We start from the raw sequence: 24,666 nt of genomic DNA, 5'->3' as shown, positions 1-24,666 counted from the left end.
GCGCGTCAGCCGGCTGCCGTGTCCAGGGCCGCCGCGGCGTCCCGGACTTTAACCATGGTGCGAAGGTTCCGGGTGGTTGTGGAGGTCTTGTACTTCGGCTTGGCAGTCAGCTTGCTGAACGGGCTCTCCAGGGTGCCGCCGGCGGGTGCCAGCCAGGCCAGGGCTTCGGGACCGAGCCGTTCCTGCTCTACGCCATCCAGGGCTTTCCCGGTGGCGAACAGCTCGTCCAGCGAAGCAGTGTCCGAGGCAAGCGTGAGGTAGGTGTGCGTGCTTTTATCGTCGGCGGGGTAGCGGCACACGGCAACAAGTTCGGCCACCCGGCCAGCGGTCAGGACCACCACCCATGCGTCGTAGCCGAAGGCCTTCCTTAGGGTTGCCTCGAATTCCTTCTTCACGCCGGCAGGGTCCAGATCGCTGGCCAGCACCACATTGCCGCTGGCCAGTAGCGTTTTCACGCCGGTGAACGGTCCCTGCTTCAGGGCTTCCTTGAGGTCCGCCATCTTGATGTTGATGCCGCCCACATTGATGCCGCGGAGGAACACTGCGTAGCTGGTCATGCGCCCACACTACTGCCCGATTGCGCCGTACTGCCCGGCTTGGACCGACAGGTCGTGGTGCTGCGTCCGGCTTTCAAACTCTTCGTACAGCGGGAACCCCGACAACCGTGTTCTCGCCCGCGCGGATCTGGTCGATCAGCCCGGCACTGTCAGCGGTGAGATCGGCCGCCGGCAGAAACGAGCCCGAGGTGGTTGCAGGGTCCTGCGCAGAGGAACGCGCCGCAACGTGCCAGGAAGTGGCGGGCTGGAGGCAACGCCGTCGTTAAAGGCACCGTCGTCAGAGGGGGTCCTTGTCGAAAGGACGGCCGGCAAACAAGGCTTCGGGAAACGGGTCCTCCGGAAAAGATTCCGGATACGCGGCGTCGAGATCATCGTCATACGGAAACCCGTAGTCCCGGAATCCGGTGGAGACGAGCGCATCGAAACGGAACTCGGCATCACGTAAGTCGCCGGGAACCGCGGCAGCGTGCAGGGCATCGCCGTGCGGCGCCGCTGTTAGTGCCGAATTCCCGCTGCCGTCCATGAACACAGTCTGCCAAGTGGGACTGACAATTAAGGGCCGAGCGGACCGGCTTGGGGGAGTGATCCAAAAGCTTTTTTTGAATCCGCCCGGGAACGACAACTGGGTAGCAGATCAGGGCGTTCCCAGCCGTGGGAACGCCCTGAAGTGCTACCCAGTTGGGCGCGTTCGTGCCCGCGGACAGTGGTCCACCGCTCGCGCGGGTATGGGCGGCGCGGGCCACCCCTACGCGCCTCTAGTCGTTATTCTTGCGGAGCGCTTCCGTCAGGACGCGGGCCGCGTTGCACACGACTTCCGCATGCAGCCGGCCGGGCTGGCGGGTGAGCCGCTCGATGGGGCCGGAGATGGAAACGGCGGCGATGACGCGGCCGGAGGGGCCACGCACAGGTGCCGAGACTGAGGCGACGCCCGGCTCACGTTCGCCGAGGCTCTGGCCCCAGCCCCGCCGTCGTACTCCCGCCAGAACGGTGGGCGTGAAGCGCGCGGACTGCAGGCCCTCCAGCAGGCGGTCGTGGTCCTCCCAGGCGAGCAGCACCTGGGCGGCGGATCCGGCCTTCATGGACAGCTGCGTTCCCACGGGAATGGTGTCGCGCAGGCCAATGGGGCGTTCGGCGGAGGCAACGCAGACCCGCCAGTCGCCCTGGCGGCGGAAGATCTGGGCGCTTTCGCCGGTGGCATCGCGGAGCTGCATAAGGACAGGACCGGCGGAGGCGATGAGGCGGTCCTCGCCCGCGGCGGACGCCAGCTCAACGAGGCGGCTGCCGAGGACGAACCGGCCCTGGATGTCGCGGCTTACGAGGCGGTGGTGGACCAGCGCCAGCGCCAGCCTGTGCACCGTGGGCCGCGCCAGTCCCGTGGCAGCGACCAGCTGCGCAAGAGTGGTGGGGCCGGCCTCAAGCGCGTCGAGCACCTGTGCTGCTTTATCAATGACACCGACTCCACTAGAATTGTCCATGTATTGATATTGCCGTCTCAATATCTGAGATGCAAATCTTTGGACTGGCTTATTACAGGGGTCTGCTGTTTCAGTGGATCCAACAACAAACAGCATCGAAGGGAGATGGCCATGGCCAAAACATTGGCCGAGAAAGTCTGGGATGCGCACGTGGTGCGCAAAGGCGACGGCGAAGGCGTCAACGCCCAGCCTGACCTTCTGTACATCGACCTGCACCTCGTCCATGAGGTAACCTCCCCGCAGGCCTTCGAAGGTCTCCGCCTGGCTGGCCGCAAGCTGCGCCGCCCGGACCTCACCATCGCCACCGAGGACCACAACACCCCAACGCTGGACATCGACAAGCCGATCGCCGATCTTACCAGCCGGACCCAGATCCAGACCCTGCGCAACAACTGCGAGGAGTTCGGCGTCCGCCTGCACCCGCTCGGTGACGCCGAGCAGGGCATTGTGCACGTTGTGGGTCCGCAGTTGGGACTGACCCAGCCGGGCATGACAGTGGTGTGCGGCGACTCGCACACCTCCACGCACGGCGCGTTCGGTGCGCTGGCCATGGGCATCGGCACGTCCGAGGTGGAGCACGTCATGGCCACCCAGACGCTGTCCCTCAAGCCGTTCAAGACCATGGCCATTAACGTCGAGGGCACGCTGCGCCCCGGCGTGACCGCCAAGGACATCATCCTCGCTGTGATCGCCAAGATCGGCACCGGCGGCGGGCAGGGCTATGTCCTGGAGTACCGCGGCTCGGCCATCCGTGCGCTGTCCATGGATGCCCGGATGACCATCTGCAACATGTCCATCGAAGCCGGCGCCCGCGCAGGCATGGTGGCTCCGGACGAGACCACCTACGCATACGTCAACGGCCGGCCGCACGCGCCGCAGGGCGCCGACTGGGATGCCGCCGTCGAGTACTGGAACACGCTGCGCACAGACGACGACGCCGTTTTCGACGCCCAGGTTGACCTGGACGCAAACACCCTCGAGCCGTTTGTCACCTGGGGCACCAACCCGGGCCAGGGCGTCTCGCTGTCGGCCAAGGTGCCGTCCCCGGAAGACTTCGGCGACGAGAACGCCAAGGCCGCCGCGGAACGTGCCCTGCAGTACATGGGCCTGGAAGCCGGAACGCCCATGAAGGACATCCGGGTGGACACCGTCTTCCTGGGCTCCTGCACCAACTCGCGCATCGAGGACCTGCGCGCCGCGGCGGACATCATCCGCGGCCGCGAGAAGGACCCGAAGGTCCGGATGCTGGTAGTCCCCGGCTCGGCCCGCGTACGGCTTGAGGCCGAGGCTGAGGGCCTGGACAAGGTCTTCAAGGACTTTGGCGCAGAATGGCGCTTCGCCGGCTGCTCCATGTGCCTGGGCATGAACCCGGACCAGCTGGAGCCGGGGGAGCGGTGCGCCTCCACCTCCAACCGCAACTTCGAAGGCCGGCAGGGCAAGGGCGGCCGTACGCACCTCGTTTCCCCGGTGGTTGCAGCCGCAACGGCCGTCCGCGGAACGCTGAGTTCGCCGTCGGACCTCGAACCGGCACCGGAATCCGCAGCCCTCACCACCGACGCCGCCTAGGAAGACGCCATGGAAAAGTTCACCACCCACACCGGCGTCGGCGTCCCGCTGCGCCAGAGCAACGTTGACACGGACCAGATCATCCCGGCCGTTTACCTCAAGCGCATCACCCGCACCGGCTTTGAAGACGCGCTGTTCTCAGCGTGGCGCAAGGACCCTTCCTTCATCCTGAACCAGGAGCCGTTCAACGCCGGGTCCGTGCTGGTGGCCGGCCCCGATTTCGGCACCGGTTCCTCCCGTGAGCACGCCGTCTGGGCGCTCAAGGACTATGGCTTCCGTGCCGTCCTCTCTTCCCGTTTCGCCGACATCTTCCGCGGCAACTCGGGCAAGCAGGGACTCCTTGCGGCCCAGGTTGCCCAGGATGACATTGAGCTCATCTGGAAGACGCTCGAGAACGCCCCCGGGACCGAGGTGACCGTTGACCTCGCCTCCAAGACCGTGACCTGCGGCAACGTGGTGGCGCCGTTCGAGATCGACGACTACACGCGCTGGCGCCTGCTCGAAGGCCTCGATGACATCGGGCTGACCCTGCAGCACGAGGAGGACATCACGGCCTACGAAGCCACCCGGCCGTCCTTCAAACCCCTGACGCTGCCGGCCAGGACCTCCTGACCGGAATCCGGAAACTATTGCCGGAAAGGCCCGCCGCGGACAGCCGCGGCGGGCCTTTCCGCTGCCCCGGGATCGGCCGCCGCGCCCCACGCGTCCGCGTCAGTATTTCGGTTCGGTAACGCGAACTCATATGCTTAGCTGGTGCCTTTGTAAGGATTTGGGGGGCGAGTAGTCGTGAGGAAACCGGTAAATGAGTAGTGTTCTGACAATCCGCGGAGGCGTCCCGCTAACAGGCCGTGTCAGCGTCCGGGGTGCCAAGAACCTTGTGCCCAAGGCCATGGTGGCTGCCCTGCTGGGCAACGAGCCTTCCGTGCTGCGGAACGTTCCGGAGATCAAGGACGTGGAGGTGGTCACCAGCCTGCTCCAGCTGCACGGCGTGACCGTCGAGAAGGACCCCGTCACCGGCGACCTGACCCTGGATCCCAAGGCGGCCAAGACGGCGCCGAGCACGGCCATCGACGCCCACGCCGGTGACTCCCGGATTCCCATCCTGCTGTGCGGACCCCTGATCCACGCGATCGGCGAGGCCTTCATCCCGGACCTGGGTGGCTGCAAGATCGGCGACCGGCCCATCGACTACCACCTGAACGTGCTGCGGCAGTTCGGTGCCGTCGTCGAGAAGCGCCCGGGCGGCATCCACATTTCCGCGCCCAAGGGGCTGCACGGCGCCAAGATCTCCCTGCCGTACCCCTCCGTCGGTGCCACGGAACAGGTCCTCCTGAGCGCAACGCGCGCCGAAGGCATCACCGAACTCTCCGGTGCCGCCACCGAGCCCGAAATCGTCGACCTCATTGCCGTGCTCCAGAAGATGGGCGCCATCATCAGCGTCCAGACGGACCGCACCATCCGCATCGAGGGCGTCCGCGACCTGGGCGGCTATAACCACCGGGCACTGTCTGACCGCAACGAGTCGGCCTCCTGGGCGTCGGCGGCGCTGGTGACGCGCGGCGACATCTTCGTCGAAGGTGCCTCGCAGCGGGACATGATGACCTTCCTGAACACCTTCCGCAAGGTGGGCGGCGGCATGGACATCGGCGAGGACGGCATCCGCTTCTACCACCGCGGCGGCAAACTCAGCCCCCTGGTCCTCGAAACGGACGTCCACCCGGGATTCATGACCGACTGGCAGCAGCCGCTCGTCGTGGCGCTGACCCAGGCCGAGGGCGTGTCCATCGTGCACGAGACCGTCTACGAGAACCGCTTCGGCTTCACGGACGCCCTCATCCGCATGGGCGCCAGTATCCAGGTCCACCGGGAATGCCTGGGCAGCGTGCCGTGCCGCTTCGGGCAGCGGAACTTCCTGCACTCCGCCGTCATCTCGGGTCCCACTCAGCTCAAGGGAACCGACATTGACGTGCCGGACCTCCGCGGCGGCTTCAGCCACCTGATCGCCGCCCTGGCCGCCACGGGCACCTCGCGGGTGACGGGCATCGACATCATCAACCGCGGCTACGAGCGGTTCACGGAGAAGCTGGCCGGGCTCGGCGCCGACTTCGACATCTCGTCGGCGAAGTAGCGGGGGCCCGGTGAAAGAATCGGCCAAAAGCCACATAACGTTTGTGATTATCGCCGGCATTGTCCGGCCGGTCCTGAACCTGGTCATGAACAAGAAATGGGAGGGCACGGACAAGCTTCCCGCGGGCGGCTTCATCGCCGTGCCCAACCACTGCACCGAGATCGACCCCCTCGTGATCGGGCACATGCTGTACAGCAACAAGCGCGCCCCGCACTTCCTGGCGAAGTCGGGCCTCTTCAAGGTCCCGGTGGTTGGCCAGGTATTGCATGCCACCAAGCAGATTCCGGTGGAACGTTCGACGGCGGGGGCTAACCGCTCGCTGCAGCTCGCCCAGGAGATTGTGGCTGACGGTGGAGCCATCATCATCTACCCCGAGGGTACGCTGACCCGCGATCCGGACCTGTGGCCGATGAAGGGTCACACCGGCGCCGCCCGCCTGGCGCTTGAGACCGGCATCCCGGTGGTGCCGATGGCGCACTGGGGCGCGCACGAGCTGTTTCCCCGCTACGCCAAGCGGTTCCACCTGTTCCCGCGCAAGACGTCCAGGATCCGGATCGGCGACCCCGTTGACCTTTCCCGCTTCGTGGGCCGGTCCCGGGACAAGGCCACCCTGGCCGAGGCCACGGACGTCATCATGGACGCCGTGACCGGGCTCCTGGCCGAACTCCGCGGGGAGCAGGCGCCGGCCCGGCGCTGGGACCCGACCGCCCACAACCAGACGAAGCACGGCCGCGACGTCGAGCGGGGCGGGAAATGACGCCTGTCCACGGCCGGCCCGGTTCGGCCGTGTCCGTGGCAGTCCTGGGCGCCGGTTCGTGGGGGACCACGTTCGCGAAAACCCTGGCCGACGCCGCCACCGCCTCGGGCGTTGACCGCCGGATCCGGGTTTGGGGACGCCGGGCGGAAGTCGTTGCTGAGATCAACAACAACCACCGCAACCCCCAGTACCTCGCGGACATCGACCTTCCGCCGAGCATTACCGCTTCCACGGATGTGGCGGAGGTGCTGTCCGGAGCTGACCTCGTGGTCCTCGCCGTTCCCGCCCAGTCGCTGCGGCTCCAGCTGCGCAAATGGAAGCCCCTGGTCGGGCCCGAGGCCCTCGTGGTGTCCCTGATGAAGGGCCTCGAACTGGGCTCGGACGCACGGATGAGCGAGGTGATCGCCGAGGAACTTGACATTCCCGCCAACCGCATCGCCGTCGTCTCCGGCCCCAACCTGGCCATGGAGATCGCCCGGGAGGAGCCCACGGCCTCGGTCGTCGCCTGCCCCGACTCCGCCGCGGCCGGCTGGATCGCCAGAAGCTGCACCGCCCCGTACTTCCGTCCCTACACCACTTCTGACATCGTCGGCGTCGAGATCGGCGGAATCGTCAAGAACGTCATCGCGCTGGCCGTGGGCATCTGCGAGGGTAAGCAGATGGGGGACAACACCAAGGCCTCAGTGATTACCCGCGGCCTGGCCGAAACCTCCCGCCTGGCCCTGGCCCTTGGCGGCAAGGCCCACACCATGGCCGGGCTGGCCGGTCTCGGGGACCTGGTGGCAACATGCTCGTCGCCGCTGTCCCGGAACCACACCGCGGGCCGCCTGCTGGGACAGGGACTTACGCTTGACGAGGTCGCCCAGAAAATGACCCAGACGGCTGAAGGCATCAAGTCCGGCCAGGCCGTCCACGAACTGGCCGGCAAGCTCGGCGTCGAAATGCCCATCACGGCGGCCGTCGTCGCGGTCCTCGCCGGAAAATTGTCCGTTGACCAACTCGGGCCGCTGCTGCTGTCCCGGGAACTTAAAGCCGAAGGCGATTACTGACAGTGTCGGAAGAAAACTTGACCGCAGCGGACACAACGAACCAAAGCGCACCTGCCCCAGCCAAGCCGCGGGTCGCCGTCCTCTTTGGCGGCCGCTCCAGTGAGCATGCCGTCAGCTGCGTAACCGCTGCCGGAGTGCTGGGGGCCATCGACCGGAACAAGTACGACGTCGTTCCTATCGGCATCGCTAAATCCGGCCAGTGGGTGCTTGCGTCCGGGGACACAGCCCAGTGGTCCCTCTCCGCCACCTCGCTTCCCGAGGTCCCGCCGTCGGCCCAGACGGTAAGCCTCACGGAAATCGGCGGCGAGCACCAGCTCATCGTGACGGCCCCCAACGAAGTGCCGCAGGAACTTGGCGCCGTTGATGTGGTGTTCCCGCTGCTGCACGGGCCATTCGGCGAGGACGGCACCATCCAGGGGCTCCTGGAGCTCTCCGACACCCGCTACGTCGGCGCCGGCGTGCTGGCCTCGGCCGTGGGCATGGACAAGCACTTCATGAAGGTGGTTTTCGAGGCCGCCGGCCTGAAAGTGGGTCCGTACATCGCAGTGACCGACCGGCAGTGGCGCAATGATCCCGAATCCGTCCGCAAGCAGGTCGACCTGCTGGGCTTCCCGGTGTTCGTCAAGCCCGCCCGCGCCGGATCCTCGATGGGCATCTCCAAGGTCGATTCGCTCGACGCCCTGGACGCCGCAATCGAGGCGGCCCGGGAGCATGATCCAAAACTGGTGATTGAGGCCGGCATCGTGGGCCGGGAAATCGAATGCGCCGTGCTCGAGGGGCGCGGTGGCGATGCGCCCCGCACGTCACTGCCGGGCGAGATCTCCGTGGCCGCCGGTGAGCACGAGTTCTATGACTTCCAGGCCAAGTACGTGGATGACGCGGCCGCCCTGAGCTGCCCTGCGGACATGCCCGGGGAAGCGATTGCCCGCGTCCGCGAGCTCGCTGCCGCGGCGTTCGATTCAGTAGGAGCGGAGGGCCTGAGCCGGGTCGACTTCTTCTACACGCAGGACGGCGACCTCATCATCAACGAGATCAACACCATGCCCGGGTTCACCCCGAAAAGCATGTACCCGCAGATGTGGGCAGCCACCGGCCTGTCCTATCCGGACCTGATCGATGAGCTGATCCACCTGGCGCTGACCCGCAAAACGGGCCTGCGCTAGATTCCTGCCTACTTGCTGGTGGGCAGGTCCTGGACTTCCTGCTGGCCCACGCATTTGCGGCTGGCCTTGATCTTCGCGGCTGCGCCGGACAGATCAGCGAGGACAGTGGCCGAGCTGATCTTGTCCGGATCCATCAGGATTTCCGTGGCGGGTTCCCGGCCGTAGGTGGTCAGCGTCCACACGGGGTTGCCCTCCTTGATCACCCAGTCGACGTCGTTGACGCTGACGCAGCGGTCAGTGGTGGGTCCGGGGACGTTGACCCCGCACCGCAGGACCACCTGCGACGGGTCTCCCCAGGCGGCTGTGGCCTGGCTGTTCGTCTTCCGCAGGCGGGCATCGCCGATGGCATCCGGAAGTGCCACCATCATCGGCGCGCAGGCCGGATTGGCTGCGTCGGCGGCGGGGGCGACGTCGACGGCGGGTGAACAGCCGCCCAGCGCCAGTCCAGTGAGCGCGGCGGCCGCTGCCAGCCCAAGCCTGCGGACGGATTTCTGGGCAGGTTTCTGGGCAGCTTTGTGGACAGGCGGGTAATGCATCCTTCAAGCCTATCGTTCCGCGCGGAGCCGGACGGACCGCCGAAGTGCCGTCCGCACTCCTTGCTTGCCGGGGCGGAAACACGCCAGCCGAAAATGTCCGTCCGTGGCGGTAGCGTAGTGGCGTGCCTCAAACACCATTGACTGTCGCCCAACTGTCCGAAGCGGAGCTTCTGGCACGGATTTTCCCGCGCCTGGAACTCAGCGCCCTGCACAGTGCAGCCGTGGTCCTTGGACCGGGCGATGACGCCGCCATTGTTGCGGTTCCGGACGGCAGGACGGTCATCAGCATCGACACCCAGGTCCAGGACCAGGACTTCCGGCTTGAGTGGAACAACGGCTACCGGACCACCGGCTATGACGTCGGATGGAAAGCCGCCGCGCAGAACCTCAGCGACATCAACGCCATGGGCGCGTCGGCAACCTCCATGGTGGTCAGCCTGACCATGCCCCCGGCCACGCCGGTCGGATGGGTGGAGGACCTGGCGGACGGCCTCACCGCTGCCATCAGCAAGCTGGGGGCGGGCGCCTGCTCTGTCGCCGGCGGCGACCTTGGCCGCGGCCGCGAGCTGTCCGTCACGGTTGCAGTCCTCGGCACGCTCGACGGCGGCCAGCCGGTCCTGCGGTCAGGTGCCCGCGAAGGTGACACGGTGGCCATCGCCGGGCGGGCAGGCTGGGCCGCCGCCGGGCTGGCATTGCTGGAGTCCAGTCATCATGTGAGTTCCCTTACGCCAGAGCTGCTGTCGCTGCTTGAGCTTCAGTGCCGGCCGGAGCCGCCCCTGGAGGCCGGGCCCCTGGCACGCCTGTCCGGCGCCACGGCCATGATGGACATTTCCGACGGCCTGGTCCGGGACGGAACCAGGCTGGCCGTGGCAAGCGGCGTTGTGCTGGACCTGGATCCGGGGCAACTTGGCCGGCTCGCCGGGCCCCTCCGCCCGGCGGCCACCCTGCTGGGCGCCGACCCGCGCGCCTGGGTGCTCGGCGGCGGGGAAGACCACGGGCTTCTGGCCACATTCCCGGCGGGCGTGCAGGTGCCGCCCGGGTTTACTGGGATAGGCTCAGTACAGGCCTGCGGCGCAGACAAGGCGCCGGGCGTGACGATCGCGGGACGGACCGCTGACTCCGTGGGATGGGATCACTTTGCAGACTAAGGTTGCCGCGAACGCGCAAGCGATGAAGCGGTGGTTGGGCAAGGCCGAAACCGCACTGGGCAACCACAGCGACCGCCTGAATGCCATCAATATCTTCCCCGTGGCGGACGGTGACACCGGAACCAACCTGTACCTCACCGTCCGTGCCGCATCCCGGGCGCTGCAGGATGCCGCCGCCGAACCCGCCCCCGCCGGCCACCATGCACAGCACAATGACGTGGGTGCGGTTCTGGCGCGTGCCGGCCAGGCGGCGATGGAGCAGGCCAAAGGGAACTCCGGCACGCTGTTCTCCGTATTCCTCTGCGCCGCGGCCGAACCGCTGGCCGGCCATGCCAGGCTGACCTCCTCGCTCCTCGCGGCCGCCCTGAACCGGGCCCAGATCAGGGCCTGGTCCGCGCTCAGCGACCCCGTTCCCGGCACCATGCTGTCCGTGATGGAAGCAGCCGGCCGGGCCGCGGCCGCCGTCGACGCAGGCCAGAACGGCAACGACAGCAACCACGCGCTGGGACTGGTCCTGGATGCGGCTGTGGAGGCTGCCCTTGAGGCCGTGGTCCGCACGGAGGGGCAGCTTGATGCCCTGCAGGCCGCGCACGTAGTGGACGCCGGCGGTGTGGGCATGCTGCTGATTCTGGATTGCCTCCGTTCGGCGGTGCTCGGCGAGGAGCTGCGCAGCGAACTGCTGGACGGCCTGCACGGCTACGACCTTCAGGACCCCCACATCCACACCGACATGCCGGACGACGACGGCGTGGAGGTCATGTGCACCATTAGCCTGTCCCCGCTGGACGCCGCCACGCTCCGGCAGCGCCTGGATGAACTCGGTGACTCCGTAATCATGAGCCAGGTCGGCCCTTCCGCGGACGCCGAGGGCCGGTACCGGTGGCGGGTCCACGTGCACGTCCCGGACCCGCTCCCCGCCCTTGCCATGATCAGGTCGCTGGGCGATCCGGCCGACGTGTCTGTCAGCGAGCTCGCCCTGCCCCGGGACCCGTCGGGAGAAGTGAGCGCAGAAGGACGATGAATGTCGAACTCGAACTCGGCCTGGAGCGCCGGGTCGGCAAGCGCTCCGCCGGCGTGATCGAAAAGCACCTGGGCATCACCACGGTGGGCGGCCTGCTCAACTACTATCCGCGCCGGTACCTCAACCGGGGTGAACTGACGCCCATCAGCGAACTGCCGCTCGACGAGGACGTCACCCTCATCGCCAGCGTCGTCTCCAACAGCACCCGGCAGATGCGCGCCCGGAAAGGCTCCATCACCGACGTCGTCATTACCGACGACGGCAGAACGGGCACGCTGAAGATCAGTTTCTTCAACGGCCGCCGCGCCAAGGCGGAGCTGCTGCCCGGCAGGCGGGCAATGTTCTCCGGGAAAGTGACGCGCTATGCAGGTTCCCTGGGACTCACGAACCCGAACTACCAGCTGCTGGATGAGGACCCGGATGTCCCGGACATGGACCCGGAGAAGCTCGCAGCCATGCCCATCCCCATCTACCCGGCCACCGCACACCTCACCAGCTGGTCCATCCAGAAAGTCGTGAAAACCCTGCTGGAAACCGCGGACCTGAACGCACTGCGGGATCCGCTGCCGGCGGCCATTTCGGCCCGTGAGAAATTCCTGCCGCTGCCCCAGGCCTACCGGCTCATCCATGCCCCGGAGACCGCGGAGGACTGGCGCACGGCCAGGGACCGGTTCCGTTACCAGGAGGCGCTGGTCCTCCAGTCCGCCCTTGCCCGGCGCCGCGCCCAGCTTGCTTCCGAGGAGGCCACCGCCCGGCGACCCGTGCCGGAGGGGCTGCTCGCGGCCTTCGACCGCCAGCTGCCGTTCACCCTGACCGCAGGCCAGTCCGCCGTCGGCAAGACCCTCTCCGCGGAGCTGTCGCAGAACGGGCCCATGAACAGGCTGCTGCAGGGCGAGGTCGGCTCCGGCAAAACCATCGTGGCGCTGCGGGCCATGCTCCAGGTGGTCGACGCCGGGGGACAGGCTGCGCTGCTGGCGCCCACGGAAGTGTTGGCGGCACAGCACTTCGACTCCATCCGGCGCACCCTCGGCCCGCTGGCCCGGGACGGTCTCCTGGGCGGACTGGGTGACCATTCTGTGCAGGTCAGCCTGCTGACCGGCTCCATGCCCACCGCTGCGCGCAAGCAGGCGCTGCTCGACGCCGCTTCCGGGACGGCCGGGATCGTCATCGGCACGCACGCGCTGCTGAGCGACAACGTCACCTTCTTCGATCTGGGCCTCATCGTGGTGGACGAGCAGCACCGCTTCGGCGTGGAACAGCGCGATGCCCTGCGTGCCAAGGCCAGCAAGCCGCCGCACCTGCTGGTCATGACCGCCACTCCGATCCCCAGGACCGTGGCCATGACCGTGTTCGGCGACCTCGAAACGTCCGTGCTTGACGAACTGCCGGCAGGCCGTGCGCCCATCACCACACACGTCGTGGGACTCGCGGAGAACCCCGCCTGGGCAGCCCGCATCTGGTCCCGGGCCCGTGAGGAGATCGAGTCAGGACACCAGGTGTACGTCGTGTGCCCCAAGATCGGGGCGGACGACGACGGCGACTTCACTCCCGGTGAAGCGGAACCTGACCCCGGGGAACTGGAGGGGGACGGATCCGCACGCGAGCTGGCCTCCGTGACCGCCGTCGTCGAGCACCTCAAAGAGGAACCGGCCCTGGCCGGAGTGGCGCTGGCGCCGCTCCACGGACGCCAGGACCCGGTGCTGAAGTCAGAGACCATGGCTTCCTTCACCGCCAACCAGACCAAGCTGCTCGTCTCCACCACCGTCATCGAGGTGGGCGTGGACGTGCACAACGCCACCCTGATGGTCATCCTGGACGCGGACCGCTTCGGCATCTCCCAGCTTCACCAGCTCCGCGGGCGCGTGGGCCGGGGCGGGCTGCCGGGCACGTGCCTGCTCGTGACCACGCTCGTACCGGGGCACCCGAGCCGGCGCAGGCTGGACGCCGTGGCGGCCACCACCGACGGATTCGAGCTGTCCCAGGAGGACCTGAAGCTGCGCCGCGAGGGCGACATCCTCGGAGCCTCGCAGTCCGGTGGCCGGTCCACGCTGAAGCTGCTCCGCGTGCTCGAGCACGAGGACATCATCGCCCGGGCCCGCCAGGACGCGCAGAAGATCGTCGCCGCAGACGCCGCCCTGACCGGCTACGCGGCGCTTGCCGAGGCCATTGACGAGTACCTGAATCCCGAGAAGGAGGCGTTCCTTGAACGCGGCTAGCACGAACCCCCTTCCGCCCGGGCCGGCACTGGCGGGGGCCGGGGCATGAGCAGGATTGTTGCCGGTGCCGCTGGCGGAACCCCGCTGGCCAACGTGTCGGGGTCCCTGACGCGACCCACCACGGACCGGGTCAAGGAGGCACTGTTTTCCCGGCTGGACGCGTTCGACGTGCTCGGCGGTGCCCGGGTCCTGGACCTGTACGCCGGGTCGGGGGCGCTTGGGGTGGAGAGCGCCAGCAGAGGAGCTGAAACCGTCGATCTCGTGGAGTTCGACGCGAAGGCCAGCGCCGTGTGCCAGCGCAACGCCGATCTCATCAACGGAGTCCTGGACCGCAAGGCCGTCACGGTCCACCGCTCCAAGGTGGAGTCCTTCCTCGACCGCGTCTCCGGGGACGCCAGATGGGACGTCGCCTTCCTGGATCCGCCATACCCCCTCGAAGAGCCGGCGCTGGCGTCTGTCCTGGAGAAGCTTGCACCGCACCTCAGCGAGGGGGCGGTGGTGGTGGTCGAACGTTCATCGCGGGCTACCGAACCCGGGTGGCCGGAAGGACTGGAGCGCTTCGCCGAGAAGAAATACGGCGAGACCCGGCTGTGGTACGCCGAACCGTCCAGCGGCCAGGAAGTGGACGTCGCGCTGGCGGCCGAGGACTAGTTCCTTGTCTGAGAGGCGACGCTAGTCCCACAACCGGCTTAGTCCGACAACCGGTCCAGCTCCACCCCTGCCAGGACCTTCGCCGGATGGGGTCCGCGTGCCGTGAGGGCGGCGGACCACGGGGGCGGCCACGGCTTCCTGGTGCCGGCAAGGATGATGTTCCCCGGATACTTTCCCGTGAACATCCCCGATTCGGCACAGGCGGCGACGTCCGTCATGGCCCTTCGCAGCGCTGCCACCTGGCTCCGCACGAGCGTCAGGCCCGGCTCGTCGCCGACATTCACGATCAGCACGCCCCGTTCCGTGAGGCGTGCGGCGGCTTCCTGGTAGAACTCTGTGCAGGCGATATGCGCGGGCGCCTCCGGCCCGGAGAAGATGTCGAGGATGACGACGTCGAAACGGAGGTCCGCGGGCAGCTCCGACAGGGCGGCGCGCGCATCACCGATGACGGTGTGGAGGTTTGTGCCGTCCGGCAGCGGCAGCCGCTCGAGCACGAAGTCCAGCAGCTCCCGCTCGAGCTCGACGGCGTACTGCACGGAGCCGGGGCGGGTCGCCTGGATATACCGTGCCAGGGTCAGGGCGCCGGCGCCCAGGTGCAGCGCGCGGATGGGTTCACCCCACGGCGCGGCGAGGTCCACGATGTGCCCGATGCGGCGCAGGTATTCGTAGAAGATATCCTCGGGATCGGCCAGGTCCACATGGGACTGCTCCGCTCCGCCGATGCTGAGCACGAACCCGCCGTCTGTATAGGTATCCGGTTCTATGACGGCGTGCTGGCCGGTGGCGCGCAGGAAGCGCGTGGCCCGGGCGCCGCCGTCGGCCATGGTCAGAGCCTGTCCTGGAGCGTCGCCAGCCGTGCGGCGGCTTCCTCGAGGACTTCGTCGCGCTTGCAGAACGCGAACCGCAGCAGGCTGCGCGTCCGCTCTGCGCCCTCGGGGTGGCAGAACACAGGCACCGGGATCGCCGCCACGCCCACCAGCCCGGGCAGGCGGCGGGCCAGGTCCACCGAGTCCCGGATGCCCAGCGGCGAGGTGTCCACGTTGACGAAGTAGGTGCCGTCGGGCGTGAACACGTCCAGGCCGGCCGCGCGCAGCCCCTCGCTCAGGATGTCGCGCTTCTTCCGCAGCGTGGCGGAGATGCCCTCGTAGAACTCGTCGGGCAGGGCCAGTCCGGTGGCAATGGCGCTCTGGAACGGGGTGCCGGAACTGTACGTGAGGAACTGCTTCACGGTCCGGACCGCCGCTACCAGGTCGTCGGGGCCGCTCAGCCAGCCGACCTTCCAGCCGGTGAAGGAGAACGTTTTGCCCGCCGAGGAGATGGTGACCGTCCTGTCGGCGGCCCCCGGCAGCGTGGCCACCGGTATGTGGCGGACGCCGAACGTGAGGTGTTCGTAAACCTCGTCGGTGATGATGATCGCGTCATGCTTCCGGGCGAGGTCGACGACGCGCTGAAGCACCTCGCGCGGGAAGACCGCGCCGGTGGGGTTATGCGGGTTGTTCAGCAGCACGACTTTGGTGCGGCCGCTGAAGGCCGCTTCGAGGGCTGCGGAATCAGGCAGGAAATCGGGGGCCAGCAGAGGGGCAGTGACATGCGTGGCGCCGGAGAGCCCAATGATCGCGCCGTAGGAGTCGTAGAACGGCTCGAAGGTCAGGACCTCATCGCCGGGCCCCACGAAGGCCAGCAGGGACGCGGCGATTGCCTCGGTGGCGCCGGTGGTGACGATGATTTCCGTGTCCGGGTCCGGTTCCAGTCCGTAGAACCGGTTCTGGTGTGCGGACACGGCCTTCCGGAGCTGGGGGATTCCCTTGCCGGGCGCGTACTGGTTGGAGCCTTCGGCGATCGCGGCCTGGGCGGCCGCCTTGATCTCCGCGGGGCCGTCCTCGTCGGGAAAACCCTGCCCCAGGTTGATGGCGCCGGTCTGCAGGGCCAGCGTGGTCATCTCTTCGAAGATCGTCACGCCCAAAGCGCCGTCACTTGCCAGCAGGTTCGCCCCGGTGGCCGCACGCTGCCAGGGTGCCGGAAGTGTTTGTGTCATAGGTTTCCTGCCTGTCTGTTCAGCACTCTCTTCAGCCGCGGGCGCGTGGGCGGCCGGTGCCCCAGTCATGGTATCCCGGGCCGCCGATACGGTAGGTTCGGAGCATGAGACGCGCCGTATGCCCAGGCTCCTTCGACCCCATCCACAATGGACACCTCGAGGTCATCGCCAGAGCCGCGAGCCTGTTTGATGAAGTGATCGTCGCCGTGTCCACCAACTATGCCAAGAAGTACCGGTTTCCGCTCGAGGAACGGATCGAGATGGCCAGGGAGACGCTGGCCTCCCTTCGGGGCATCGTCGTGGAACCCGTCGGGGAAGGGCTCCTGGCCGAGTACTGCCGGCAGCGCGGAGTGTCCGCCATCGTGAAGGGGCTGCGGTCGTCGTCGGACTTTGACTACGAACTGCCCATGGCGACGATGAACCGCCAGCTGAGCGGAGTGGAGACCGTGTTCCTTCCGGCGGAAGCGCACTACCTTCACCTGTCATCGACCCTGATCAAGGAAGTGGCCACCCTCGGTGGCAGTGTCTCTGAGTACGTGCCCAGGTCGGTGCTGAAACGGCTTCTTTCGGGCGCGCCTTGAGCAGCCCAGCCCGTCAGGGGGTAGGCTTATCCGGTACGTTTCCGGTGCACGCCGGCCGCGTGCCCCGGCGTGGCATCCGGTTTGAGTCCGTCAGGGAGTTCAGGCTAAGATGGTACGTCGGTCATATGTTCAACAGGAGTTCTCATTAAGCGAGATGCAAGTTCGCCCTTGATGTTCGATGTCAAGGACCTCGGACGCAGTCCGGGGAGCATGCGTACACTGACGGAACATGTACCCGCGCCGGGGGATCTCGGCGTGGCGCTCATTGGCGTTCAGGAAGGCTCGGATATCGAGCTCGACCTGAGGCTTGAGGCCGTACACGAAGGAATTCTGGTATCAGGAACCGCGTTCGCCGAAGTTAAAGGTGAGTGCGGCCGATGCCTGGATCCCCTTGCGTATGACCTTGAGGTCAATGTGCAAGAACTTTTCTTCTACGAAGGCGCACTGCCTTCCGACGAGGAAGACGATGAAGAGCAACGTCGAGTCGAGCACGATCTGATCGATCTTGAGCCGGTGTTGCGGGACGCAGTTGTTACCATGCTGCCGTTCCAGCCGGTGTGCCGGGAAGACTGCCAGGGCCTGTGTTCCGAATGTGGAGCGCGCCTGGAAGACGAGCCGGGGCACCACCACGAGGTCGTAGATCCTCGCTGGGCTGCCCTAGCTGATCTGGCTAAGCCTGACCGGCAAAATTGATTTGTAAGTGTTTTTCTAGAGAGAAATGAGTTAGCCGTGGCTGTTCCCAAGCGGAAAATGTCTCGCTCGAATACCCGCGCCCGCCGCTCCCAGTGGAAGGCAACTGCCCCCCACCTGGTGAAGACCATCGAGAACGGCCAGGTCACCTACAGCCTGCCGCACCAGGCAAAGGTCGTCACCGACTCGGCTGGCACTGCGCTGTTCCTTGAGTACAAGGGCCGCAAGGTCGCGGACGTCTAATCGGCCTCCAAGCTGATCAGGATGTCTTCAACTGAAGAGCTTCTGAAGCGTCTCGGTGTCTTCATTGACGCCGGGACGCTTCGTCTTGCTCTGACACACCGTTCGTACGCCTACGAAAACGGCGGCATACCCACCAACGAGCGCCTTGAGTTCCTGGGCGACTCCATCCTGGGCTTCTCCGTCACCGATGCGCTGTACCGCGACAACCCCACGCTTCCCGAGGGCGACCTCGCCAAGCGCCGGTCGGCCGTGGTGAGTACCCGGGCTCTCGCCGGCATCGGCCGCAGCCTGGGCATCGGGGATTACATTTACCTCGGCCAGGGGGAGAAGCTCACCGAAGGCAAGAACAAGGCCTCGATTCTGGCCGACACCATGGAAGCCCTCATTGGCGCCACCTACGTGTCCAACGACATCGAGACCGCCCGCCAGCTGGTGATGCGGCTGATCGGACCGCTCCTGAAGGACGCCGCCGCCCTCGGTGCCGGCACGGACTGGAAAACCAGCATCCAGGAGCTGGCCGCCGGACGGCAGCTGGGCAGCATCTACTACGCCGTGGAGGGCTCCGGCCCGGACCACGCGCGTACCTTTGTCGCCGTACTCCAGATCGGCGGAACCGCCTACGGAAAAGGCTCCGGCCACTCCAAGAAGGAAGCCGAGCAGGAAGCTGCCGCGGATGCCTGGCGGAAGCTTTCCGGTGCGGAAGCCAAAGCCTCGGGTGCCGAGTCTGTACCCGCTGGCGCGGACCCTGCAGCGGAGGACGCCAAGGCGGCCCCGTCGGAATCCGCCGCGGGCAGCTAAGCGCCCGTGCCTGAACTTCCCGAAGTCGAGGTGGTCCGCCGCGGCCTGGTCAACTGGGTGCGCGGCCGGACCATCACCGGCGTTGACGTGGTTGACCCCAGGTCCGTCCGCCGGCACGCCCTGGGACCCGAGGATTTCGCCGGGAACCTTGAGGGAGCCAAGGTCCTCGACGTCGTCCGCCGGGGCAAGTTCCTCTGGATGCCGCTGCAGGAGGACGGCGCCCCGCGCGCTCATGGCGGTTCGGGCAGTGCCAATTCCGGGGTGCCGGGCGTCGCCCTCATGGCCCACCTTGGCATGAGCGGGCAGCTCCTGATGCAGGACAGCTCCGTTCCGGACGAGAAGCACCTGAAGATCCGCCTGCGGCTGAGCCCGGCGGGAACCATGCCGGAGCAGCTGCGGTTCGTGGACCAGCGGATCTTCGGCGGCCTGTTCGTCACCACGCTCGTTCCCACGGATGACGGCGGGCCCGGCGGGATCGCGGAGGACCCGGTGCCGGTCATTGCGGAGGAAGCCTTACACATCGCGCGCGACCCCCTGGATCCGCACTTTTCCTTTGACACTTTCTACCGCCGCCTCCGGAAGCGGAAGACCGGACTCAAACGCGCACTGCTGGACCAGGGGCTCGTCTCCGGGATCGGCAACATCTACGCTGACGAGGCCCTGTGGCGGGCAAAGCTGCACTATGCGCGGCCCACCGACACCCTCCGGCGGGCCGACGCCGAGCGCGTGCTCGCCGCCGCCCGCGACGTGATGACCGATGCCCTGGCCGCCGGCGGGACCAGCTTCGATTCCCTGTACGTCAACGTCAACGGCGCGTCCGGCTATTTTGAGCGGTCGCTTAACGCTTACGGCAGGGAGGGTCAGGAATGCCGCCGCTGTGCGGCTGCGGGGATCCGCAGCATCCTGAAGCGCGAGCAGTTCATGAACCGTTCCTCCTACACCTGCCCCGTGTGCCAGCCGCGGCCACGCAATGGCCGCTGGTGACAATTGCCACCCAGCTTCGGAGGGCCCGAAGCGCCGTAAATCCGCGGATCCCGGCCCGCCAGCCACTAGATTTGGTGGATGACAAGCAGCCGCTGCCGCCACCTATGGAGATCTGAAAAACCTTGCACCTCAAAAGTCTGACCGTCCGGGGCTTCAAGTCGTTTGCGTCGGCCACGACGTTCGACTTTGAGCCTGGCGTCACGGCAGTCGTCGGTCCCAACGGCTCGGGCAAGTCCAATGTGGTGGACGCCCTTGCCTGGGTAATGGGCGAGCAGGGCGCCAAGACCCTCCGCGGCGGCAAAATGGAGGACGTCATCTTTGCCGGCACGTTCGGCCGCCCGCCGCTGGGCCGCGCGCATGTCTCGCTCACCATCGACAACACCGACGGCGCCCTGCCGATCGAATACAGCGAAGTCACCATCTCCCGGACGCTGTTCCGCACCGGCGGTTCCGAGTACGCCATCAACGGCTCGGCTTGCCGGCTCCTGGACATCCAGGAACTCCTCTCCGACTCCGGACTCGGCCGCGAAATGCACGTCATCGTGGGACAGGGCCAGCTGGACCGGGTGCTGCACGCCACTCCCGAGGACCGCAGGGGCTTCATCGAAGAAGCCGCCGGCATCCTCAAACACCGGCGGCGCAAGGAGAAGACCGTCCGCAAGCTGGAGGCGATGCAGGCCAACCTCCAGCGGCTCAGCGACCTGACCGCGGAAATCCGCCGGCAGCTCACACCCCTCGGCAAGCAGGCCGAGGTGGCACGGCGCGCGCAGACCGTCCAGTTCGAGGTCCGCGATGCCCGGGCCAGGCTGCTGGCCGATGACCTGGTCCAGCTCCAGAACACCCTGGCACAGGACATCGCCGACGAGTCTGCGCTCAAGGCGCGGCGCGCCGTCGTCGAAACCCAACTCGACGAGGGACGCAGGGGCCAGGCGTCCCTGGAGCAGCTCGCGGCCGAGGCGACCCCCCGGCTGAACGCCGCCCGGGACACGTGGTACCAGCTCTCCGCCGGACGGGAACGCCTGCGTTCGCTCGCGTCCCTGGCCCAGGAACGCTGCCGCCTGCTTGGCTCCGCAGACCCGGCGCCGGAGCCGGGCAGGGACCCTGAACAGCTGGAGCGGCAGGCCGCACGGGTCCGCGGCGAGCAGGCGGAGCTGGAAAGGGACATCCTCGAAGGACGCGCCGCGCTGGATGCCGCCACTGCCGCCAAGTCAGCGGCCGAGGACGCCGCCGCGGCCGAGGAGAAGCGGCTCACCGCCGCGCTGCGGGCCGCCGCCGACCGGCGTGAGGGGCTGGCACGCCTGGCGGGCCAGGTGGGGGCAGCACGGTCAAAGGTGGAATCTGCCCAGGCCGAAGTCGGCAGGCTGCGCGAATCCCGTGCCGCCGGCGATGAGCGCCGCCGGCACGCCCAGTCCGAGTTCACCGCGCTCGAATCCCAGGTGGCGGGGGTCGAGGATGGCGAGGAAACCCTTGACGCCGAATACGAGGACGCCAGCGCCGCCCTCGACGGCATCCTCGCTGAGATCGATTCGCTCAAGAGCACCGAACGCGACGCCGTCCGTGAACGGGACGCGCTGAAGGCGCGGCACGAAGCCCTGCAGCTGGGACTCAACCGCAAGGACGGCTCCGACCATGTCCTCGGTGCCGGGGTGCCCGGCACCATTGGCCCGCTGGCGGCGGCCCTGACCGTTGAACCGGGCTATGAGGCCGCCGTCGCGGCAGCCCTTGGCAGCGCTTCGGACGCCATCGTGGTGCGGGATGCCGAAACGGCAGCGGCACTGGTGCGTCTCCTGCGGGACGACGACGCCGGCCGGGCCACTCTGCTGCTCGAGGCCGCTTCCCCTCCCGCAGGAACGCCAGCAACCGAAGGCGCCGCCGCATCCTGTGCGCTGCCGGCCGGTGCCCGTCCGGCAGCGGACCTGGTGACGGCCTCCGGAACCACGGCGGCGGCCGTGCGGACACTGCTCGCTGCCACCGCCGTCGTCGGGGACCATGACACCGCGGCGGACTTCGTCGCCCGGCACCCGGACCTCACCGCCGTGACCCTGGCAGGCGACGTGTTCACCGCATTGACTGTCACCGGCGGCTCCGCGAAGGCGCCCTCGCTGCTTGAGGTGCAGGCGGCCGTCGACGACGCCGCGTCCCGGCTGACGGCCGTCACCGCCGGGCTGGAACAGTGCCGCTTTGCCCTCGCTGCCGCCGAGGCCCGCCGCTCTGAAGCGCAGGAACGGGCGGACGCCGCGCTGGATCGCCTGCACGAATCGGATGCCCGGCTGGCCGCGGTAGCCGAACGGCTGGGCCACCTCAACTCGGTCCTGCGCAGCGCCGTCGGCGAAAGCGAACGGCTGGCGGCGTCGCTGGCCCGTGCCGAGGCAAACATCGTCACCGAACAGGAGGCGCTGACGGCGGTGACCGCCCGGCTGGCGGCGGCCCAGGAGGCCCCGGCCGAGGAGGAACCGTCTACCGGGCAGCGTGATGCGCTGGCCCTGGCCGCGTCGCAGGCGCGGTCCGCCGAAATGGAAGCCCGGCTGTCGCTGCGCAGCCGGGAAGAACAGCTCACAGCCATCCGCAACAGGGCCACCTCGCTGGAACGCGCGGCGGCCTCGGAACGCAGGGCGCGTGAGCAGGCGGCCGAGCGGGCGCGCCGTCGAAGGATCCAGGCCAGGCGGGCGGCGGCAGTCTCGGCCGCGGCGGAACAGCTGATCCGCTTCAGCGATGTCTCCGTGGAGCTGGCCAGCCGGGAACGGGACCACGCCGAGCAGGTACGGGAGCGGCGGGACCGTGAACTGGCCAATATCCGCACGGCGAACGATGCGCTGGCCCGCGAACTGGCGGAACTGACCGACTCGGTTCACCGCGACGAGCTGGCCCGTGCCCGGCAGCGGCTCCGGATCGAGGCGCTGGAAACGAAGTCGGTGGACGAGCTGGGACTGACCGCGGACCAGCTCGTGGCAGACTACGGGCCGGACCGGCCGGTGCCCCTGCCCGCGGCCGCTTCCACGGACAAATGGGCGGCGCTGCGGGCCCCGGTCGACGCCGGGGGCCAGCCGGTGGTGGAGGGCGTGCCGTTCGTCCGCGCGGAGCAGGAAAAGCGGCTCCGCAAGGCCGAACGTGACCTGTCGTCGCTGGGCAAGGTCAACCCCCTGGCGCTGGAGGAATTCGCCGCACTGGAGGAACGCCACCAGTTCCTCAGCACGCAACTGGAGGACCTCAGAGCCAGCCGCAGGGACCTGCTGGACATCATCAAGGAAGTCGATGACCGGGTGCAGAAGGTCTTCTCGGAGGCCTTCGCGGACACCTCGGCCCAGTTCGTGCGTGTCTTCGGCCGGCTCTTCCCCGGCGGCGAGGGCAGACTGGTGCTGACCGATCCCGCGGACATGCTCACCACCGGCATTGAGGTCGAGGCCAGGCCCGCGGGCAAGAAGATCAAACGGCTGTCCCTGCTGTCCGGCGGCGAACGGTCACTGACCGCAGTGGCCCTGCTCGTGGCCATCTTCAAGGCCCGGCCGTCGCCGTTCTACGTCATGGACGAGGTTGAAGCCGCCCTCGATGACACAAACCTCAGCCGGCTCATTACGATCTTTGAAGAGCTCCGGGAATCCAGCCAGCTGATTGTGATCACGCACCAGAAGCGGACCATGGAGGTGGCCGACGCGCTTTACGGCGTGACGATGCGGGGCGACGGCGTGTCCACCGTCATCAGCCAGCGGCTCGGAGCTGACGTCTAGGGTCCTCCAGGACGACGGCGACCGGGCCGGTCCGTGCCGCCCGCGGCTTGTGAGAAGGGCCTGTGGCTTGTGAGAAGCTAGGGGTGTGAATGACATCATCCCCATTCTTCTGCCCATTCTTGCTGCCCTGGTAGTCATCGGCGGGCTGGTCCCGGTGCTGATGAAGGCCCGGAAATCCGGCAACCAGTACCGCGGCACCCGGGACGCCAACGACCCCGTTGAGCCCCTCGGGGGCGGAGGGACCCTTCTCGAGGACCGCCCGGCCGCGCCCACCGCGCCTGCTGACCGCCAGGCTCCTGACGCCGTCGACCTTGAAGGGCTGGAAGGCGAGGTTCCGGATGACGCTGCCGGCCTGGAAGCCATCCCGGTGGAGACTCCGCTGCCCGTGGCCGGGCGGCTCACCCGTCTCCGGGAACGCCTGGTCAAGTCCAACAACGTCCTCGGCAAGGGACTGCTGGCACTGCTCTCCAGCGACAAGATCGACGAGAACGTCTGGGACGAGGTGGAGGAGACCCTGCTCCTGGCCGACCTCGGCACCGAACCGACCATGCAGCTGGTGGACGCGCTCCGCGAACGCGTCAAGGTCCTGGGCGCGCGCGACCCCGAGCACGTCAAGGCACTGCTCCGGGAGGAGCTCATCAAGATCGTGGATCCCTCCATGGACAGGAGCCTGCGGATTGACCGGCACGCCGACCGGCCCGCCGTCATGATGGTGGTCGGCGTCAACGGCGTCGGCAAGACCACCACGGTGGGCAAGCTGGCCCGTGTCCTCGTTGCGGAGGACAAGGACGTCCTGCTCGGCGCCGCAGACACCTTCCGTGCCGCAGCCGCCGAGCAGCTGGCCACCTGGGGACAGCGCGTAGGGGTTCCCACCGTGAAGTCCGACATCGACGGCGCGGACCCGGCGTCCGTGGCCTACGAGGCCGTCAAGGCAGGCATCGACCAGGAAGTCGACGTCGTCATGATCGACACCGCCGGCCGCCTGCAGAACAAAGTGGGCCTGATGGACGAACTCGGCAAGGTCAAGCGCGTCATCGAAAAGCTGGCCGAGGTTGACGAGGTCCTCCTGGTGCTGGACGCCACCACGGGGCAGAACGGGCTCAACCAGGCCCGGGTCTTCGCCGAGGTCGTCAACATCACCGGCATCGTGCTGACCAAGCTGGACGGAACCGCGAAGGGCGGCATCGTCGTCGCCATCCAGAAGAGCCTCGGCGTGCCCGTCAAGCTCATCGGCCTCGGCGAGGGCGCGGACGACCTCGCACCGTTCGAGACCGAGGGTTTCGTCGACGCCCTCCTGAACTAGTCCGAACCCCAAGTAGGTAGCAGCAGGGGGCGTTCCCAGC

Annotated in this window: 22 protein-coding genes and 1 pseudogene; 17 read left to right on the top strand and 6 right to left on the bottom strand. The window is 67.6% G+C overall.

The features are described from left to right. Positions 1 to 5: 5 nt before the first annotated feature. The 3 genes from ACFQ50_RS10900 to ACFQ50_RS10890 form a co-directional block, all read right to left on the bottom strand. Entirely contained in the window at positions 6 to 557 is a 552-nt protein-coding gene (locus ACFQ50_RS10900) for a DUF1697 domain-containing protein (RefSeq protein ID WP_377995543.1), read from the bottom strand. A 277-nt stretch (positions 558 to 834) separates the two neighbouring features. Then, positions 835 to 1,080: a hypothetical protein gene (locus tag ACFQ50_RS10895; protein ID WP_377995542.1), complete on the bottom strand. Its 246-nt coding sequence runs from the start codon at positions 1,078 to 1,080 to the stop codon at positions 835 to 837. Positions 1,081 to 1,312: 232 nt separating this feature from the next. Then, positions 1,313 to 2,032: an IclR family transcriptional regulator gene (locus ACFQ50_RS10890; protein ID WP_043420062.1), complete on the bottom strand. Its 720-nt coding sequence runs from the start codon at positions 2,030 to 2,032 to the stop codon at positions 1,313 to 1,315. Positions 2,033 to 2,143: 111 nt separating this feature from the next. Here ACFQ50_RS10890 and leuC point away from each other — a divergent pair, with 111 nt between their 5' ends. The 6 genes from leuC (at position 2,144) to ACFQ50_RS10860 (ending at position 8,695) form a co-directional block, all read left to right on the top strand. Further along, the gene (gene leuC, locus ACFQ50_RS10885) at positions 2,144 to 3,598 is read left to right on the top strand and encodes a 3-isopropylmalate dehydratase large subunit (RefSeq protein ID WP_377995541.1); all 1,455 of its coding nucleotides are present in this window, start codon (positions 2,144 to 2,146) and stop codon (positions 3,596 to 3,598) included. A 9-nt stretch (positions 3,599 to 3,607) separates the two neighbouring features. Further along, positions 3,608 to 4,210 carry a 3-isopropylmalate dehydratase small subunit gene (gene leuD, locus ACFQ50_RS10880; protein ID WP_377995540.1) on the top strand — a complete coding sequence of 201 codons (603 nt, stop codon included), beginning with the start codon at positions 3,608 to 3,610 and terminating at the stop codon, positions 4,208 to 4,210. Between the two features lie 190 nt (positions 4,211 to 4,400). Then, positions 4,401 to 5,726, top strand: coding sequence for a UDP-N-acetylglucosamine 1-carboxyvinyltransferase (murA, locus tag ACFQ50_RS10875; RefSeq protein WP_307103597.1), 1,326 nt, complete (start codon positions 4,401 to 4,403; stop codon positions 5,724 to 5,726). A 10-nt stretch (positions 5,727 to 5,736) separates the two neighbouring features. Beyond that, a complete protein-coding gene (locus ACFQ50_RS10870; RefSeq protein WP_377995539.1) occupies positions 5,737 to 6,483 on the top strand; it encodes a lysophospholipid acyltransferase family protein in 747 nt (248 codons plus the stop codon). Beyond that, the gene (locus ACFQ50_RS10865; protein ID WP_377995538.1) at positions 6,480 to 7,532 is read left to right on the top strand and encodes an NAD(P)H-dependent glycerol-3-phosphate dehydrogenase; all 1,053 of its coding nucleotides are present in this window, start codon (positions 6,480 to 6,482) and stop codon (positions 7,530 to 7,532) included. The genes ACFQ50_RS10870 and ACFQ50_RS10865 overlap by 4 nt, the downstream gene beginning before the upstream one ends. A 17-nt stretch (positions 7,533 to 7,549) precedes the next feature. Continuing rightward, positions 7,550 to 8,695: a D-alanine--D-alanine ligase family protein gene (locus ACFQ50_RS10860; protein WP_377995537.1), complete on the top strand. Its 1,146-nt coding sequence runs from the start codon at positions 7,550 to 7,552 to the stop codon at positions 8,693 to 8,695. Positions 8,696 to 8,703: 8 nt separating this feature from the next. On the opposite strand, the gene ACFQ50_RS10855 is transcribed toward ACFQ50_RS10860, so the two are convergent. Then, a complete protein-coding gene (locus ACFQ50_RS10855) occupies positions 8,704 to 9,231 on the bottom strand; it encodes a DUF3515 family protein (RefSeq protein ID WP_377995536.1) in 528 nt (175 codons plus the stop codon). A 122-nt stretch (positions 9,232 to 9,353) separates the two neighbouring features. Between ACFQ50_RS10855 and ACFQ50_RS10850 the strand changes: the two genes are divergently transcribed. From ACFQ50_RS10850 to rsmD, 4 genes are read left to right on the top strand one after another with little or no spacing between them, the layout of a single operon-like run. Further along, on the top strand, positions 9,354 to 10,379 hold the full coding sequence (locus tag ACFQ50_RS10850; protein WP_377995535.1) for a thiamine-phosphate kinase: 1,026 nt from the start codon (positions 9,354 to 9,356) through the stop codon (positions 10,377 to 10,379). 22 nt (positions 10,380 to 10,401) lie between these two features. Next, positions 10,402 to 11,400, top strand: coding sequence for a DAK2 domain-containing protein (locus tag ACFQ50_RS10845; protein WP_377995534.1), 999 nt, complete (start codon positions 10,402 to 10,404; stop codon positions 11,398 to 11,400). After that, complete coding sequence (locus tag ACFQ50_RS10840) at positions 11,397 to 13,616, top strand: ATP-dependent DNA helicase RecG (protein WP_377995533.1); 2,220 nt, start codon at positions 11,397 to 11,399, stop codon at positions 13,614 to 13,616. The genes ACFQ50_RS10845 and ACFQ50_RS10840 overlap by 4 nt, the downstream gene beginning before the upstream one ends. A gap of 45 nt (positions 13,617 to 13,661) precedes the next feature. Then, on the top strand, positions 13,662 to 14,267 hold the full coding sequence (rsmD, locus tag ACFQ50_RS10835) for a 16S rRNA (guanine(966)-N(2))-methyltransferase RsmD (RefSeq protein WP_377995532.1): 606 nt from the start codon (positions 13,662 to 13,664) through the stop codon (positions 14,265 to 14,267). Positions 14,268 to 14,305: 38 nt separating this feature from the next. Here rsmD and ACFQ50_RS10830 read toward each other — a convergent pair whose 3' ends face one another. Together ACFQ50_RS10830 and ACFQ50_RS10825 are read right to left on the bottom strand one after the other, a co-directional pair. Continuing rightward, positions 14,306 to 15,091, bottom strand: a complete 786-nt coding sequence (locus tag ACFQ50_RS10830) for a spermidine synthase (RefSeq protein WP_377995531.1) — start codon at positions 15,089 to 15,091, stop codon at positions 14,306 to 14,308. Between the two features lie 2 nt (positions 15,092 to 15,093). After that, positions 15,094 to 16,302, bottom strand: a complete 1,209-nt coding sequence (locus ACFQ50_RS10825) for an aminotransferase class I/II-fold pyridoxal phosphate-dependent enzyme (protein WP_377995530.1) — start codon at positions 16,300 to 16,302, stop codon at positions 15,094 to 15,096. Between the two features lie 104 nt (positions 16,303 to 16,406). Between ACFQ50_RS10825 and coaD the strand changes: the two are divergent. The 7 genes and pseudogenes from coaD to ftsY all read left to right on the top strand — a co-directional run. Next, positions 16,407 to 16,903: pseudogene (gene coaD / locus ACFQ50_RS10820) on the top strand (pantetheine-phosphate adenylyltransferase); the annotation flags it as partial. A gap of 148 nt (positions 16,904 to 17,051) precedes the next feature. Then, positions 17,052 to 17,576, top strand: a complete 525-nt coding sequence (locus ACFQ50_RS10815; protein ID WP_377995529.1) for a YceD family protein — start codon at positions 17,052 to 17,054, stop codon at positions 17,574 to 17,576. A 36-nt stretch (positions 17,577 to 17,612) separates the two neighbouring features. Beyond that, positions 17,613 to 17,816: a 50S ribosomal protein L32 gene (gene rpmF, locus ACFQ50_RS10810; protein WP_003806041.1), complete on the top strand. Its 204-nt coding sequence runs from the start codon at positions 17,613 to 17,615 to the stop codon at positions 17,814 to 17,816. 21 nt (positions 17,817 to 17,837) lie between these two features. After that, positions 17,838 to 18,614, top strand: a complete 777-nt coding sequence (gene rnc, locus ACFQ50_RS10805; protein ID WP_377995528.1) for a ribonuclease III — start codon at positions 17,838 to 17,840, stop codon at positions 18,612 to 18,614. Positions 18,615 to 18,620: 6 nt separating this feature from the next. Then, positions 18,621 to 19,598 (top strand): bifunctional DNA-formamidopyrimidine glycosylase/DNA-(apurinic or apyrimidinic site) lyase, encoded by a 978-nt coding sequence (mutM, locus tag ACFQ50_RS10800; protein WP_377995527.1) that lies wholly within the window; start codon positions 18,621 to 18,623, stop codon positions 19,596 to 19,598. Positions 19,599 to 19,720: 122 nt separating this feature from the next. Then, the gene (gene smc / locus ACFQ50_RS10795; protein WP_377995526.1) at positions 19,721 to 23,323 is read left to right on the top strand and encodes a chromosome segregation protein SMC; all 3,603 of its coding nucleotides are present in this window, start codon (positions 19,721 to 19,723) and stop codon (positions 23,321 to 23,323) included. A gap of 85 nt (positions 23,324 to 23,408) precedes the next feature. Beyond that, positions 23,409 to 24,626, top strand: a complete 1,218-nt coding sequence (ftsY, locus tag ACFQ50_RS10790; protein WP_377995525.1) for a signal recognition particle-docking protein FtsY — start codon at positions 23,409 to 23,411, stop codon at positions 24,624 to 24,626. The last annotated feature ends 40 nt before the right edge of the window (positions 24,627 to 24,666 follow it).

This window comes from Arthrobacter sp. NPDC056493 (assembly GCF_042795115.1).
Lineage (GTDB): Bacteria > Actinomycetota > Actinomycetes > Actinomycetales > Micrococcaceae > Arthrobacter.
This window is presented reverse-complemented; position numbering and strand designations above follow the sequence as displayed.